Annotated in this window: 12 protein-coding genes; all 12 read left to right on the forward strand. The window is 54.8% G+C overall.

Translation table 11 applies throughout. From position 1 onward, the window contains the following. The first annotated feature begins 143 nt into the window (after window positions 1–143). The 12 genes from GURA_RS09075 (at window position 144) to GURA_RS09130 (ending at window position 16,222) form a co-directional block, all read left to right on the forward strand. The gene (locus GURA_RS09075; protein WP_011938684.1) at window positions 144–1,385 is read left to right on the forward strand and encodes a DUF1015 domain-containing protein; all 1,242 of its coding nucleotides are present in this window, start codon (window positions 144–146) and stop codon (window positions 1,383–1,385) included. Between the two features lie 110 nt (window positions 1,386–1,495). Then, complete coding sequence (locus GURA_RS09080; RefSeq protein ID WP_011938685.1) at window positions 1,496–1,963, forward strand: FKBP-type peptidyl-prolyl cis-trans isomerase; 468 nt, start codon at window positions 1,496–1,498, stop codon at window positions 1,961–1,963. 98 nt (window positions 1,964–2,061) lie between these two features. Beyond that, entirely contained in the window at window positions 2,062–3,039 is a 978-nt protein-coding gene (locus GURA_RS09085; protein WP_011938686.1) for a DUF4140 domain-containing protein, read from the forward strand. An 88-nt stretch (window positions 3,040–3,127) separates the two neighbouring features. Further along, on the forward strand, window positions 3,128–4,333 hold the full coding sequence (locus tag GURA_RS09090; RefSeq protein ID WP_198134546.1) for an RCC1 domain-containing protein: 1,206 nt from the start codon (window positions 3,128–3,130) through the stop codon (window positions 4,331–4,333). 127 nt (window positions 4,334–4,460) lie between these two features. After that, window positions 4,461–5,357 (forward strand): HD-GYP domain-containing protein, encoded by an 897-nt coding sequence (locus GURA_RS09095; RefSeq protein ID WP_011938688.1) that lies wholly within the window; start codon window positions 4,461–4,463, stop codon window positions 5,355–5,357. Window positions 5,358–5,558: 201 nt separating this feature from the next. Then, entirely contained in the window at window positions 5,559–8,243 is a 2,685-nt protein-coding gene (secA, locus tag GURA_RS09100; RefSeq protein ID WP_011938689.1) for a preprotein translocase subunit SecA, read from the forward strand. A gap of 58 nt (window positions 8,244–8,301) precedes the next feature. Continuing rightward, the gene (argJ, locus tag GURA_RS09105; RefSeq protein WP_011938690.1) at window positions 8,302–9,483 is read left to right on the forward strand and encodes a bifunctional glutamate N-acetyltransferase/amino-acid acetyltransferase ArgJ; all 1,182 of its coding nucleotides are present in this window, start codon (window positions 8,302–8,304) and stop codon (window positions 9,481–9,483) included. A gap of 56 nt (window positions 9,484–9,539) precedes the next feature. Continuing rightward, the gene (locus tag GURA_RS09110; RefSeq protein ID WP_011938691.1) at window positions 9,540–9,953 is read left to right on the forward strand and encodes a DUF2914 domain-containing protein; all 414 of its coding nucleotides are present in this window, start codon (window positions 9,540–9,542) and stop codon (window positions 9,951–9,953) included. Window positions 9,954–10,048: 95 nt separating this feature from the next. Beyond that, entirely contained in the window at window positions 10,049–11,224 is a 1,176-nt protein-coding gene (locus GURA_RS09115; RefSeq protein WP_011938692.1) for a serine hydrolase domain-containing protein, read from the forward strand. Between the two features lie 132 nt (window positions 11,225–11,356). Next, on the forward strand, window positions 11,357–12,622 hold the full coding sequence (locus tag GURA_RS09120) for a response regulator (RefSeq protein WP_011938693.1): 1,266 nt from the start codon (window positions 11,357–11,359) through the stop codon (window positions 12,620–12,622). An 88-nt stretch (window positions 12,623–12,710) separates the two neighbouring features. Beyond that, window positions 12,711–15,371 carry a valine--tRNA ligase gene (locus tag GURA_RS09125; protein ID WP_011938694.1) on the forward strand — a complete coding sequence of 887 codons (2,661 nt, stop codon included), beginning with the start codon at window positions 12,711–12,713 and terminating at the stop codon, window positions 15,369–15,371. A 59-nt stretch (window positions 15,372–15,430) separates the two neighbouring features. Beyond that, window positions 15,431–16,222 carry a prepilin peptidase gene (locus GURA_RS09130; protein ID WP_011938695.1) on the forward strand — a complete coding sequence of 264 codons (792 nt, stop codon included), beginning with the start codon at window positions 15,431–15,433 and terminating at the stop codon, window positions 16,220–16,222. Window positions 16,223–16,225: the final 3 nt, after the last annotated feature.

Consider the following 16,225-nt stretch of genomic DNA (forward strand, 5'->3'; position numbering starts at 1 on the left):
GTCGGGTAACCGATGTCCTGACACTTTTTAGAGTTAGGCTTGGGTAACCGATGTCCTGACATTTGACAAGTAATGGGTGCAGGGGAACATGGGTTTTACCTCTTTACTTATCTACTCATTTCCAATAAACATTGAGGTGCATTATGGCGTTTATTAAACCATTTAAAGCTCTTCGGCCGAAAAACGATCTGGCGGAGAAGGTGGCAGCTTTACCCTATGATGTGATGAGCACTGAGGAAGCCGTGCAGATGGCGGCCGGGAACCCTTACAGCTTCCTTCATATTTCCCGGCCTGAAATCGACCTTCCGGCCGCCGTAGATATTCATTCCGAACCGGTCTACGTCCAGGGGCGGGCAAATCTGGCTCGGTTCATGGGTGAAGGAATTCTGACTCAGGGTGAGAGGGAGTGCTACTATGTCTATCGTCAGAAAATGGGAGGCATAACTCAGACCGGCCTGGTGGTCTGCGCCGGTGTTGATGATTACCAGGGGGGCACCATAAAAAAACACGAGCTTACCCGCGCCGACAAGGAAGAGGACCGGGTAAAGCATATCGATTACCTGGACGCCAATGACGAGCCGGTCTTTTATACCTATAAGAATGACCCGACCATTACCGCCCTTATTGCGGAAACAACCACCGGCGCTCCGGTGTATGACTTCACCACTGATGACGGGGTTTCCCACACCCTCTGGCTGGTTGCGGAACAGGAGAGAATAGAGCAGCTTACCAGCCGTTTTGCCGCGATACCGACCCTTTACGTGGCGGACGGCCACCACCGCAGCGCAGCAGCGAGCAGGGTGAGGGACCTGAGGAAGGCGCAGAACCCGGCCCATACCGGCAACGAGGAGTACAATTATTTCCTCACGGTTATTTTTCCTGACAATGAAATGAACATCATGCCTTACAACCGTGTGGTAAAAGACCTCAATGGCCTGAGCATCACCGAGTTCATGGCCCGGGTGGGGGAAAAATTCGACATCAGCCCTTTGAGCGCCCCACTGAAGCCTGAGCGCCGCCATCAGTTCGGCATGTATCTGGGTGGCAAGTGGTATGAATTGCTGGCGAAAGAAGGATCCTTCCTGGAGAGCGATGCCGTTGCCCGGCTCGATGTCTCCATTTTACAGGATAACCTCCTCAGCCCGATCCTGGGGGTGCGCAATCCGCGCACTGACCAGCGTATCCATTTTGTCGGCGGCATACGCGGGCTGGACGAGCTGGTGCGAATGGTGAACAGCGGCGAGCACGAAGTGGCGTTCGCCCTTTATCCCACCTCCATAAAAGAGTTGATGGAATTGGCCGATGCGGATAAGATCATGCCTCCCAAGTCCACCTGGTTCGAGCCAAAGCTCCGCAGCGGCTTGTTTGTCCATTTGTTGAAGTGATAGAGGCGGTCGATGGTAGATGGTCGATGGTCGATGGTCGATGGTCGATTTTGAAGCCTCTATCGACCATCGACCATCGACTATCCACCGATTTAAATAGGAGGAGTAAGATGCGTAACGTGGAAAGACTGATAGTATTGTTGTTGTTGCTGGTGGCGATTGCCATCCCTGCCTGTGCGCAGAAGGAAACCAAGGCTGTCGCGGAGAAAAAGGGAGAGCCCGCCGCTGCCGCCAATACGGTGAAAACCCCTTCAGGCCTTGCCTATGTGGATCTAGTCCCGGGTAGCGGTGCGTCTCCGGTTTCTGGTAAGCAGGTGAAGGTGCACTACACCGGTTGGCTGGAGAACGGCACCAAGTTTGACAGTTCGGTCGATCGTGGCGAGCCGTTTGTCTTTACCATCGGCGCAGGCCAGGTCATTCCCGGTTGGGACGAAGGTGTCATGTCCATGAAGGTCGGCGGCAAGCGCAAGCTGATCATCCCTTCGCAGCTTGGTTATGGGGCGGCCGGGGCGGGCGGGGAGATTCCCCCCAATGCAACCCTGATTTTCGAGGTTGAGCTGCTGGACGTGGCGAAGTAACTGGGAGCTCGGGAACTCGGGTTTTGCTGATCCCCGATCCCAGATCCCTGTTTTTGATCCCTGATCCCCGTTCGCAAGCTCTATTACCGGGAGGCGCAATGCGCTTTTTTCTTGCCTTGTGTTTTGTCTGCTTGCCGGCGGTTTCGGCCCTGGCAGCGGACAAAACCGTTACCCTCTATCTGGACGGCGCCAGGGTCGAGCGCAACATGACTGCGACGAAAGGATATCTTGAGGTAGCCCTTCCTGCGGATATGCAGGGTGATTCGCTCAGGATCAAGCCGCTTGGCAGGACATTCATCGACCGGGTGGAGATTGTTGCGGCCCCATCAAACCCGAAGCGGGCCAAAGAGCTGGCCCGACTGGCAGAGCGTAAGGATCAGCTGGAAGACCGGCTGAAGGCCCTCGCTACCCGCGAAGAGATATTTACCGCAGCGGCCAAGTCCCAGAGTGGCAAGGCGCCGCGCAAAAGCAAGAGTAATCCCGAACCGCTGGCGGCCATCCGCCAGGGGACCGACTTTGCCATTGCCCAGCTGGAAACGGTTTATCATGCCAGGCGCAAGGCTGAAAAAGAGTTGAAGTCGGTTGAAAATCGATTGGAGATTGAAAAAAAGGCCGGCAATATCGGCGGCAGTGTCGCCAGGATATGGCTGAAGGGAAAAAGCGGCAGGGTGGGCATCTCGTACCTGGTCAGCGACCTTCGCTGGATACCCAGCTATGATTTCAGGCTGAGCGGGGAGGGGGAAGCGGAGGTATCCCAGCGGGCATCTCTCCCTTTGCTCCCCAAGGGTGCGACCATAGCGGTAGTCCCGACTGTTTTGGCCGAGGCAGCGACAATGGCGCCGGTGGTTGTCGGAGTGGAGCCCTTGCCACCCATTGCCGCTTATGAGTTCCCGGTTGAAAAGGGACAGTTCAGTGCCTCTCCCCAACCGTACTTTTCCTTTTCCTGCCGGAACAACTCTCAGCAGAAGCTTCCCGCCGGGGAGGCCGCCTGCTACCTGGGCGGAGAATATCTGGGAAAAATACGGTTTCAAGGGCTGGCGCCGGGTGAGACAGGGGCGTTTGTCTGCGGCCGATAGACGGATGAATCTTATTAAATAGAAATACAGGAGCGGTTTCATGGGAAAAACAGGACAACACGTATTGTATATGATTGCAGGTTTATTGATGCTGGCTCTGTTTGCCGGCTGCGGTGACAGTACCTCCACACCCACCGTCCCGGCGACGGCGACGATCTTTTATGCCCACAGCCTGGCATTCAGGAACAGCACCACCATGGCCTGGGGGTACAACGGTTTTGGCCAGCTCGGTGACGTGTCGTTGAATAACAGTGCTTCGCCTGTTAAAGTCTCGGGCCTTGTCGGGGCGAAGGGTGTTGCCATCGGCGCCGACCATTCGCTGGCCTTCTTCAACAACAGCACGGTCCGGGCCTGGGGGTATAACGGCTTCGGCCAGTTGGGGAACGGGACAACCACTTACAGTAACATACCTGTGCCGGTGAAGACTCTGATCGGTACCGCTTCATCGATAAACCTTACCGGTGTCACTGCAGTTGCAGCGGGAGGATTTCACTCCCTCGCCCTCAAGAACGGCACGGTCTGGTCCTGGGGAGAAAACACGAACGGCCAGCTGGGGAGGAACGTCACCGATACCAGCCCCCTCATTGCCGGGCAGGTTATGACAGACCCGCCGAATGGAATCGGACTTACTTCAATAACCCGAATTGCTGCCGGCGGGAGCCACAGCCTTGCCCTGGACAGCAGTGGCGCGGTCTGGGCCTGGGGGTATAACGGTTATGGTCAGCTGGGAGACGGGTCCTTGGTCGATAAGAAATTGCCGGTGAAATTGACCGGTATTACGGTGCCGGTTGTTGCGATAGCTGCCGGCGGCGCCTTCAGTGTGGCAGTCGATAATAACGGCGCAGTCTGGGCCTGGGGGTACAATGGTTTCGGCCAGCTGGGCAACAAATCCACAACCGACAGTAATGTGCCGGTGCAGGTCGTCTTGGAGGATGGGACCCCTCTCCCCAACATAAAAGCGATTGCCGCCGGACTCGACCACGTGCTGGCGCTCGACAGTAACGGTGCCATCTGGGCCTGGGGATACAACGGGCTGGGGCAGCTGGGAAACAATACGACCATCAATAGCTCCACCCCTGTCCAAGTTCCGGCTTTTACTGCTGCGTTGATCGACTCCCCCTTTACCGTCGATGGCGTCAACCCAATCCTTGCCGCCGGCCATCATACCCTGGCGCGTAAAGCCGACGGAACGCTCTGGGCGTGGGGCGACAACGCCTACGGCCAACTGGGATTTGCCCCGCCGTCAAATCTCGAAACCTTCATAACCGCCCCGCGACCGATAGACGGCATGTAGCAGCCGGCAGCATGATCTGACCTTTTGAAGTCCCCCTTGTTTCCAAGGGGGACTTTTTTTGTCTGCACTCCTTAAGTTTCCTCCGCGACTGTCGATATGAAAATTAATGCCACTAGAGGTGAATGCCATGCGACGGTTAACGAAAAAACTCAATCACAGAACGATCTGCACAATCGTGCTGATGGCAACCGGAAGTCTTCTCTGGTGGTGTCTGTCCGGTTATCTCGGCGGAGCACGACTGCAGGTTGCGCTCTTGATAGCTGCAGGGATGGTTCCCCTGTTTTTCGTTTTTACCCGTCTGGAACGCATCGCAACCATGCGCCTCGTGGAAAAAAACTGGGCACTGGCCGGTGAAAACGTCCGATTGATGGAGTCGCTCGACGAAATAGAGGAGCGGTTCGTTGTTTCACTCAGATCCATAGCCGAAACTGTTGACGCCCATGACGTTTATGCAAACGGCCATTCGAAGCGTGTTGCCAATGTGGCGGTGAAAATCGGCAAGAAGCTGAATATGTCGGAAAAAGAATTGAATTCTTTGGAAACTGCCGCATTGTTTCACGATATCGGCATGATCTGGGTGCCGCACTATATACTGATGAAGGAACAGCCGCTGACTGCGGATGAACAGGCAGCGATCAGGAGGCACACGGTTCAGGGCGCCGAATTGCTTGACTCCGCCAAGTCTCTGAAAGATGAGGGGATTGCCGTTCTTCACCATCACGAAAGATTCGACGGCACCGGTTATCCTTACGGTCTTAAAGGGCTTGCCATCCCTCTGGCTGCCAGAGTTCTCGCCGTTGCCGATGCGTTCGATGCCATGACATCGGAGCGCCCTTACCGTTGTGCGCTGCTCATGCGTGAAGCCCTTGAAGAGCTTTATTCAAACGCGGGGGGGCAGTTTGATCCGCATGTTGTGGAAGCTTTCCTTAATGCACTGGATGACATTACCCGTGAGAATGAAACGGTAAGGCCGGAAACTATGCGATTCGGAGCCCGATTGTACAGCATGGTCGGCAACTGTTGAGAATGGATGAATCAATCTGTTTTTTTCCGAATTACTCTTGAGGCGTGCGATACACGTCTCTTTTTTTGTCTTTACTGTGATTCCTGGTTTGGTAATAAAATCTATCCCTTTTTCCCGCCTCCTTTTCTGTTGAGCAATTCTTGCCTTTATGGTAATTTAACCTGTTTTTAACTATTCATAATTATCGGGAGACTTAATCGGATGTTTGGCGCTCTTATTAAAAAAATTGTCGGCAGTAAGAACGAACGTGAGCTGAGGCGGCTTTGGCCGATCGTCGAGCAAATAAATCACCTGGAAGCGGAGATCAGCAGTCTTAGTGACGACCAGTTGCGTAATAAAACGACCGAGTTCAAGGAGCGCTATGCCCGGGGAGAAACCCTCGACTCTCTCTTGCCCGAGGCCTTTGCCGTTTGCCGTGAGGCCGGCAAAAGGGTGCTGGGGATGCGCCACTTCGATGTGCAGCTGATCGGGGGGATGGTCCTTCACCAGGGGAAAATTGCCGAGATGAAGACCGGTGAAGGTAAAACCCTGGTGGCGACCCTGCCGTCTTACCTGAATGCGCTTACCGGCCGTGGCGTGCATGTGATCACGGTCAACGATTACCTGGCGCGACGAGACTCGGAATGGATGGGGCGGATTCACAGCTTTCTCGGCCTGAGCGTCGGGGTGATTATCCATGGCCTCGACGATGACGAGCGTCGCGAGGCATACAACGCCGACATCACCTACGGCACCAACAACGAGTTCGGCTTCGACTACCTGCGGGACAACATGAAGTTCTCCCTTGACGATTACGTGCAGAGGGATTTTCACTATTCCATTGTCGACGAGGTGGACTCCATCCTCATCGATGAGGCGCGGACCCCGCTCATCATATCCGGCCCCACCGAGGATTCCACCGACAAATACTACATCATAGATCGGATCATACCGCTTCTGAAGAAAGGGGAGGTCCTCGAGGAAGAGGCCAATACTCTTTCCGGCAAGCGCAAGCGGTACACCGGTGATTTCACCGTCGATGAAAAGTCGAAATCGGCCACCCTCACCGAAGAGGGGGTGCTCAAGGTTGAGAAACTCCTCAAGGTCGACAACCTCTACGATCCGCGTAACATGGAGACGTTGCACCATGTGAACCAGGCCCTTCGCGCCCATGCCCTGTTCAAGCTGGATGTGGATTACGTGGTGAAGGAGGGTGAGGTCCTCATCGTCGATGAATTTACCGGCCGTCTCATGCCGGGCCGCCGCTGGTCCGACGGCCTGCATCAGGCCATCGAAGCCAAGGAAGGGGTGAAGATCGAGAACGAGAACCAGACTCTGGCTACGATCACCTTCCAGAACTACTTCCGCATGTATGAGAAGCTGTCCGGCATGACCGGAACCGCCGATACCGAGGCGGAGGAATTTCACAAGATATACAAGCTCGACGTTGTTGTCATCCCCACCAACAGGGTTCTCCTGCGCCCCGACTTCCCGGACGTCATCTACAAGACCGAGGGGGAAAAGTTCAATGCGGTGATCGAGGAGATCAGGGAACTTCATGCCAAGGGGCAGCCGGTGCTGGTCGGCACCATTTCCATCGAAAAGTCGGAGGTGTTGTCGGAACTCCTGAAGCGACAGGGGATTCCGCACAATGTTCTCAACGCCAAACAGCATGAGCGGGAGGCGGAGATCGTTGCCCAGGGGGGGCGCAAGGGGATGATCACCATCGCCACCAACATGGCGGGTCGCGGCACCGACATCCTTCTCGGAGGGAATGCCGATGCCATGGCCAAGCAATGGCGTCGCGGAAATCCCGAGGCTTCCGACGGGGAGTATGAACGGGTGCTGGCCCAGTTCAAGGAGCAGTGCGCCAATGAGCACGACGAAGTGGTGAAGCTCGGCGGCCTCCATATCCTCGGTACCGAGCGTCATGAGTCGCGTCGTATCGATAACCAGTTGCGCGGCCGTTCCGGGCGTCAAGGGGATCCTGGTTCATCCCGTTTCTACCTTTCCCTGCAGGATGACCTGCTGCGCATCTTCGGTTCCGAACGTGTGGCCAAGATCATGGACATGCTGAAGATCGAGGAGGGGGAGGCGATCACCCACGGACTGATCACCAAGGCCATCGAGAATGCCCAGAGGAAAGTTGAAGCCCACAACTTTGAGATCAGAAAGCACCTGATCGAATATGACGATGTCATGAACAAGCAGCGTGAGGTCATCTATGCCCAGCGCCGGGAGATTCTTGCCGGCGAAGGAATCCGGGAGAGTTTCCTCGATATGGTTGACGAGACCGTAGCGGATCTCGCCGCGGGATACGCAATCGACAAGGTTCCAGCACAGGAATGGGACTGGCAGGGGATGGGGGATTCCATCTACAAAATCTTCGGCTTCCAGGTGGATATCCCTGCAGAGACCATGGAACGCCTCAATCCGTTTAATCTGCGCGAGCTTTTGCAGGAAAAGGTCCGCGAATTGTATACCGCAAAGGTTGCGGAGTTCGGCGACGAGCTCATGGATCACCTGATCAAGGTGATCATGCTCCAGAGCATCGATACCCAATGGAAGGACCATCTCCTCTCCATCGATCATCTCAAGGAGGGGATCGGTCTGCGCGGTTACGGGCAGAAGGATCCGAAACAGGAGTACAAGAAAGAAGCATATCAGCTTTTCATGGATATGATGCTCCGCACCCGCGAAGAGGTGGTGGAGAAGATATTCTGGGTGCAGATAGCCCGGGAAGAGGATGTGGAAAAGATGGAGGAGCAGCAGAAGCGCCAGCGGCTGGTTTTCAATCTGGGAGACGAGCCGGAGGCCCAGCAGCCTGTTACGAGCAAGAAGGTCGGCAGGAACGAACCGTGCCCATGCGGGAGCGGCAAGAAGTACAAGCAATGTTGCGGCAAGTGAGGGAGGCCATACTGCGTTCAGCGTGCAACGTCGAACGCATGCCGCATAAGGAGCTGCCATGAACATAAAAGGATTCAAGTTCTCCGCCGTAGAGGCGGCCGTAAAGAAGCCGGGAAGGCTGGACCTGGGGTTGATCTTTTCTGAAGTGCCGGCGGCTGTGGCCGGGGTCTTCACCACCAATAAGGTCAAGGCTGCTCCGGTCCTTTTGGGTATGGAGCGGATGAAGAACGGCCTCTGCCAAGCTGTTGTGGTGAACAGCGGCAACGCCAACGCCTGCACCGGCCCGCAAGGGATCGAGGATGCCAGGGAGACTGCGCGGCTGGTGGCCGAAGGTTTGGGCATTCCAGACGAGGCCGTGCAGGTGTCGTCAACCGGCGTCATCGGTCAGCCGCTCCCCATGGAGAGGTTGAGACGGGCCATACCCGCCCTCATCGAAGGACTTGGAACCGGTACCTTTGATGATGTTGCCCGGGCCATCATGACCACTGACACCTTTCCCAAGATTGAGGCGCGGAACGGCGTAGCGGGCGGGATTCCATATTCCATCGCCGGTATTGCCAAGGGGGCCGGGATGATCATGCCCAATATGGCCACCATGCTCGCCTTTATCGTTACCGATGCTGCGGTGGAGCCTGCCTGGCTGAAAAAGGTGTTCAAGGAAGCAAACGATGCGTCCTTCAATGTCATATCCGTGGATGGCGACACCTCCACCAACGACACGGCCCTGATCATGGCCAACGGCATGGCCGGCAACCCGCAGATCAAGGCAGGGACGCCGGACGCCGACTCGTTTGTACTGCATTTAAGGGATGTTCTCCTTGCACTGGCCAAGCAGATCGTGAAAGACGGCGAGGGGGCCACCAAGTTGGTTGAGATCACGATCAAGGGAGCCCGCTCCGGTGCAGATGCAAAGCGGGCTGCCATGGCGGTTGCCAATTCCCTGCTGGTCAAGACTGCGTTTTTCGGCCAGGACGCCAATTGGGGAAGGATTCTTGCGGCTGTCGGCTATTCCGGTGCGGAGGTCGATCCCGACAAAGCCGAACTGTTCTTTGATGATGTGCAGATGGTTAAAAATGGTATTTTTGCCGGAGGAGATGCCGAAGCCCGCGGTACAGAGGTTTTGCGGAAGAAGGAGTTTGCCGTGACGGTGAACCTGAAGCTGGGGGAGGGGATCTCCACCGTCTACACGAGCGATCTGTCCTACGATTATGTGAAGATAAATGCCGATTACCGTACTTGAAGTGATGTCGTGAAATAGTGGTTAATAACCTTCTGCATACGGATTCCGGAGGCTGTATGAGGGTGCGAAAATTATTGTTGCTTGCTGGTTTGCTTGTCCTGACAAACTGTTTTTTCAGCGTATGTGCCACGGCTGATGCGGGGGCGCTGAAAATAACTGAAATGGCGGTTACCACGAAGATCGTCAAGGGGAACCCGATAGACTCGGTGCGACGCATTTCATCGACTTCGGTTAAGGCGCTCTACTGTTTTACCAGGCTTTCTGCCTCCAAGGATGAAGATACCACCATCAAGCACGTCTGGTATAAAAATGATGAGGTTGTCGGCGAGTATGAACTTCCTGTAAAGGGTCAACACTGGCGGACTTACAGCAGGAAGCAGGTGGAGAAGGTTGCTGCAGGGGATTGGCGCGTTGAGGTTCTGGACAGTGAAGGGAATCTCCTTAAGACAGTGAAATTCAGGATGAATTAGTCCCTTAGAAAAATTAATTGCATGTTTTTTGCGAAGAATTTTTCGTGAAGGGACTTATCCCGTTCATCGGGGTTAGGACTGTGCGGGGAAAAGCAGTGTCGTTCGTAAAGTACCTCCATATTGGACTCCTGTTTTTTTTTGCATCATCGGTTTTTGCTGGTGATGTGCCGGTAACTCAAGTTGATCGCTTGACTAAAATTGACCAGTTGCTGACCGGTGCTATCTCGCAAGGTTTGATAGCAGGTGGTGTTGTGCTGATCGGCAATCACGCCGAAATCCTGTTCGAACGGGCGTACGGCAAGGTTTCCAGTGCAACCGATGCCCGGCCGATGACTGTAGATACAATATTCGATATTGCTTCTCTCACCAAGGTAATAGCCACGACGCCGGCAGTTCTCAAGCTGGCGGAAGAGGGGAAGCTCAGCCTGGTTGATCCCGTGGCTAAGTGGTACCCCGAATTCAACGGACAGATGAAGGATGACTTGCTGATGGTCAACCTTCTGACCCATACCTCCGGCCTCGATGATTTCCCCTTGTCTTCCCAGAACTCCCTGCAGTATGCCGTGAATGGTGCAGCCGCGCAAAAACTGAAAGGCGCGGTCGGGAGCCGCTTCAGGTATGCCGATATAAATTTCATCCTGCTTGCTGAGTCGGTTAAAAGAGTTATCGGCGTGGGGTTGGATCTGTATACAACCGCCTGTTTTTTCGCACCGTTGGGGATGAAGGATACTTCCTTCAACCCGTCAAGGGAGAGCACATCCCGTTGCGCGGCCACTCTCAATACTGATAATTCCCTGCTGGTTGGACAGGTCCAGGATTATGAGGCCCGCCAGCTGGGCGGCGTTGCCGGTCATGCCGGGCTCTTCAGTACGGCCGGTGATCTGGCCAGGTTTTGTCGAATGCTTCTCAATGGCGGGGAATATGAAGGGAAACGGATACTTTCCGAGCGAACCGTGAACCAGATGACGGCACCCTACTTTTCCCGGGGAGGGAAGGTGGTTCGCGGTTTGGGATGGGATATTGATTCGCCTTATTCTTCTCCTCGCGGGAATGGTTTTTCCGAGGTGTCTTTCGGACATACCGGCTATTCGGGGTCTTCGGTTTGGATAGACCCGGCAAGCGACACCTTTGTCGTACTGCTTACCTCTCGTCTTGAGTACCGGAAAACCAAGGAATTCAGCCGTTTGCGCAGCGATCTGTCAACCCTCGCAGCCGCACTGTTTGCACCTCCTGTTGAAATACGAGAGCTAACGCGCCTCAATTATGAGTGACTAATATAGGCCGGCAAATAACTTGACACGATATAGGCTTTGTGCTAGTTTTTTCGCACTTGTTCACAGATTTATGAGAATCCGCCGGGCTGTGTCAGCCTTCTTTTCAACGTCCCATCAGAGGAGGGATAGATGAGCAATAAATTGCTCCTCGCCGATGACAGTATCACCATTCAAAAAGTAGTGGGCATAATCTTCGCCAATGAGGATTATGAGCTTACCGTGGTGGATAACGGTGATGCCGCGCTGGACAAAGCAAAACAGATTTCGCCGGATATAATTCTCGTTGATGCCTTGATGCCCGGTAAGACCGGCTATGAGGTCTGCGCAGAAGTGAGGCGAGACCCGGCGCTGAAGTCTACACCTCTTCTCCTTATGACAGGGGCTTTTGAGCCGTTCGATGAGGATAAAGCCAGGCAGAGCGGAGCAGACGACTTTATTTCGAAACCATTTGAATCTCAACAGCTTATTGACCGGGTTAAGAAGCTTATTGAGCTGGGCAAGGAGAGGGCATCATCCGTACCTCTACAGGAAGCCACGGTGACTGTTGCTCCTGCGATAGAACCTGTAGCAGCGGCCGTCTGGACAGAGCCCGCAGTCACATCTGTTTCTTCACCAGCTGCTGCACAATCTGCCAATGACCTGGCTGAAGCATTTTTTGCCGGGGAAGAAGCGTGTGTGGCTGAACCCGAGGATATATTTCCCTTGGCAGAGGAAGTGGTTGAAGGGTGTCCCGATGACGATCTCTGGGGTGCGTTTGAGATTGAAGAGATTGCTGAGGGCGAACCCGTTGAATTCGGCGAGGTTGCTGCTGAAACCGTACCACTCTCCGAGTTTTCCTCTGATATAGAAATTGATGATACTTTTTCTTTTGCCGAAGAAGACGATGCCGGTATTGTAGAGACCGGACCGGAGGTGTTCTCCGAAGAACCGCAGGCATTTGGCACCGGATGGGAGCCGGTCGGTGAGCAGACCTTTGCATTTCGTGAAGAACCGGAAACCGTCGATTTTGAGCAACCTGTTGGGTTGGAGACTGTTCCTGGATTCGATACGCCACCGGCTCCTGCAGCGCAGCCGGAAGTGTCCGATTTCTTCGATGAAACCGTTGCGCCTGTTGTTGCCGCACCCGCCCCTGCGCCATCTCTTCAGGAGGTTGATCTGCAGTTTGCTCCTGAAGAAGAGTATGTTCCCGTCCTTGAGGCCGCTGCACCTTCTGGTGCCGCTTCCGTTGCGCCTGCCGCGCAGCCTGCCGATCTGACCGAGGCGCAGCTTGCAGCGGTTATTTCCAGTGTCTCACGGGAGATCATCGAAAAGATCGTCTGGGAGGTTGTTCCTGACCTCGCTGAAATGCTCATCAAGGAAGAGATTCGAAAAATCAAGGAAGGATCTGTGAGATAAGGTCTGGCGACGTTATAACATTAAACAAAAAATGGGGATTTTATATCCCCTTTTTTATTAGAAATTATGAGTGAAAGAGGTTGGTTGTATGGCTGATAAAGAGCTGACAAAGGTATACGAACCGAAAAGCGTCGAAGAGAAGTGGTACAAAGAATGGGAGAGTAACGGCTATTTCCATGGGGAGGCCGTTTCTGCCAAACCGTCATACAGCATAGTGATCCCACCTCCGAACATTACGGGTGTGCTGCATATGGGTCATGCCCTCAACAATACGCTCCAGGATATACTCTGTCGCTGGAAACGGATGAGCGGTTTCAACGTGCTCTGGATGCCGGGGACCGATCATGCCGGCATTGCCACGCAGAATGTTGTGGAACGTCAGCTTTCCGCCGAGGGGAAGGACCGTCACGATGTGGGGCGTGAGGCATTCATCGAACGAGTCTGGCAGTGGAAAGCCGAGTCCGGTGGACAGATCATCGGCCAATTGAAGCGGCTGGGCGCGTCCTGCGACTGGGAGCGCGAGCGCTTCACCATGGATGAGGGGCTCTCCAGGGCAGTGCGAGAAGTGTTCGTCCGCCTTTACGACGAGGGGCTTATTTATCGCGACAACCGTCTTATCAACTGGTGCCCGCGCTGCCATACGGCGCTTTCCGATATCGAGGTGGAGCACGAGGAAAAGGCCGGCCACCTCTGGCACCTCCGCTATCCGGTTGTGGGTACGGAGCGACACCTCGTTGTTGCCACCACCCGGCCGGAAACCATGCTCGGCGATACTGCCGTGGCGGTCAATCCCAACGACGACCGGTACAGAGACCTGATCGGCGGCATGGTTACACTTCCGCTTGTGAACCGGCAGATACCCATCATTGCCGATGAGTACGTGGACATGGAGTTCGGCACCGGCGTCGTGAAGATCACCCCGGCCCATGACTTCAACGACTTCGAGATGGGAAAGCGCCATAACCTGGACCGGATCAACATATTTGACGAATCCGGGGTGATCAATGCCGCCGGCCACCAGTACGAAGGGCTGGACCGCTTTGCCGCCAGAAAGCGAATAGTCGCAGATCTTGAAGAAAAGGGCTTGTTGGAGAAGATCCAGGACCATACCCTGGCCGTCGGTGGGTGCTACCGCTGTAAGACCGTTGTCGAGCCGTACATGTCCCTTCAATGGTACGTGAAGGTCGGGCCGCTTGCGGAAGAGGCGTTGGCCGCGGTTCGGGATGGCAAAACCCGCATTGTTCCGCAACAGTGGGAGAATACCTATTACGAGTGGATGGAGAACATCCGCGACTGGTGCATCTCACGTCAGATCTGGTGGGGACACCGCATACCCGCATGGTATTGCGATCATTGCGGAGAGATCACCGTGGCAAAGGTCGATCCGACCGCATGCGCAAAATGCGGCAGCGAAGAAATCCGCCAGGAAACCGACGTGCTCGATACCTGGTTCTCGTCCGCCCTCTGGCCCTTTTCCACCATGGGGTGGCCGGATAAGACCCAGGAACTGGCAAGCTTCTATCCCACTTCCTGCCTCGTTACCGGCTTTGACATCCTCTTTTTCTGGGTGGCGCGGATGATGATGATGGGCCTTCATTTCATGGAGGAGGTGCCGTTCAGGGACGTCTACATTCATGCCCTGGTGCGTGACGCCCAGGGACAGAAGATGAGCAAGTCCAAGGGGAACGTCATAGACCCGCTGACCGTCATCGAGGCATACGGCACGGACGCTTTCCGCTTCACACTGGCGGCCTTTGCCGCACAGGGGCGTGACATCAAGCTGGCGGAGGAGCGTATCGCCGGCTACCGCAACTTCGCCAACAAGATCTGGAATGCATCCCGTTTTGCCATGATGAACCTGGAGGGATTCGATCCCGATGCCGTCGATGCCGACAGCCTTGAGCTGTCCAATGCGGATCGCTGGATACTATTCCGTCTCAATGAAACGGCCGGAGAAGTGGACGAAGCCCTGGCTGCCTACCGCTTCAACGATGCAGCTGCCGCCCTCTATCGCTTTACCTGGAGCGAGTTCTGTGACTGGTACATTGAGCTGGTCAAGGATGATCTCTATAAGGGCGATAGCCGGCGACAAGTCACGGCCCGATATGTCCTTTGGCTGGTCCTGGAACATCTGCTGCGGCTGTTGCATCCCTTCATGCCGTTTATTACCGAAGAAATATGGCAGACGCTGGCAGGGAAAAAATCCGCGCCCAGCATAATGCTTGCCGATTATCCGCAACGCAAGCAGGAGTGGGACTTCCGCGAAGGGGCAGCCGAAATGGCCCTGGTTATGGAGGTAATCAGCGCTATCCGCAATATTCGCGGTGAGATGGAGGTTCCCCCCAGCAAAAACATTGCTGCCATCCTCGATTGCAAGTCGGCGGACAGCCTGAAACTGTTGAAAAAGAACGAGGTCTACATCCTCAGCCTCGCCCGGCTCTCCGACCTTGCCATCGGCCAGGGAGTCGACAGGCCGGCGGACGCCGCATTGCAGGTTGCAGGGGATGTGGAGATAGTCGTGCCGCTCAAAGGTTTGGTCAATGTGGAAGAGGAAGAGAAACGCCTCCTCAAGGAAATAGGCAAGATAGACAAAGATATCGAGTTTCTGGGCAAGAAACTTGAAAATCCCAGCTTTGTTGAACGCGCTCCGGCCGATGTGGTGGAGAAGGAGCGGGAGAAGCTGGCTGAGTTTGCCAACAAGAAGCAGGTGCTGGAAGAGAGTCTGGAAAAGATCCGGCGGTTGAGGTAGGGGCGAACCAGCGTGTTCGCCCTTGATTGGGGCAGGTATAAGACCCCCCGAGGTATTTGATGTTATCTGTTTTTCCGTTCTACTTTTTTGCCTTTATCTTCGGAGCACTGGTCGGCTCTTTCCTCAATGTCTGTATTTATCGGCTGCCGAAAGATGAGTCGGTGGTGTTTCCACCATCCCATTGCCCGAAATGCGATTACAGGATTCGCTTTTATGACAACATTCCCGTCGTCAGCTACCTGTTGCTGGGGGGGAAGTGCCGCTCCTGCAAGACCCACATTTCACTTCAATATCCGGCTGTGGAGCTGATAAACGGTTTATTGACCCTGTTCCTCTTCATAAAATTCGGAATCACCTGGTCATTCCTCTTCCTGTTCCTGTTTTGCTCAGCCCTTGTCGTCATTACCTTCATCGATCTGGAGCACCAGATAATTCCCGATGTGATCAGCCTGCCAGGCATCGTCATCGGCTTTGCCGCATCCTTTCTCCTCCCCTGGCTTGGGTGGAAAAACTCCCTGATCGGAATTTTAATAGGCGGCGGCAGCCTGCTGATTGTGGCCTACGGCTACCAGTTTCTCACCAAAAAAGAAGGTATGGGCGGCGGTGACATCAAGCTCCTGGCCATGATGGGGGCGTTCCTCGGCTGGCGGTCTGTGCCGTTCATAATTTTTGTCGCTTCGCTGGTCGGCTCGATCATCGGCATCACCCTCATGGTGGTGCAAAAAAAGGATTCAAAGCTGGCTATCCCCTTCGGGCCTTTTCTTGCCATCAGTGCGATTCTTTACATCTTCTTCGGCAAGGAGATAATCTGGTGGTATCTTTCGCTGGCCGGCAGCAGCCCCGGGGGCTAGCGT

The sequence above is a fragment of the Geotalea uraniireducens Rf4 genome (assembly GCF_000016745.1).
In the GTDB taxonomy this organism is placed as follows: Bacteria; Desulfobacterota; Desulfuromonadia; order Geobacterales; family Geobacteraceae; genus Geotalea; species Geotalea uraniireducens.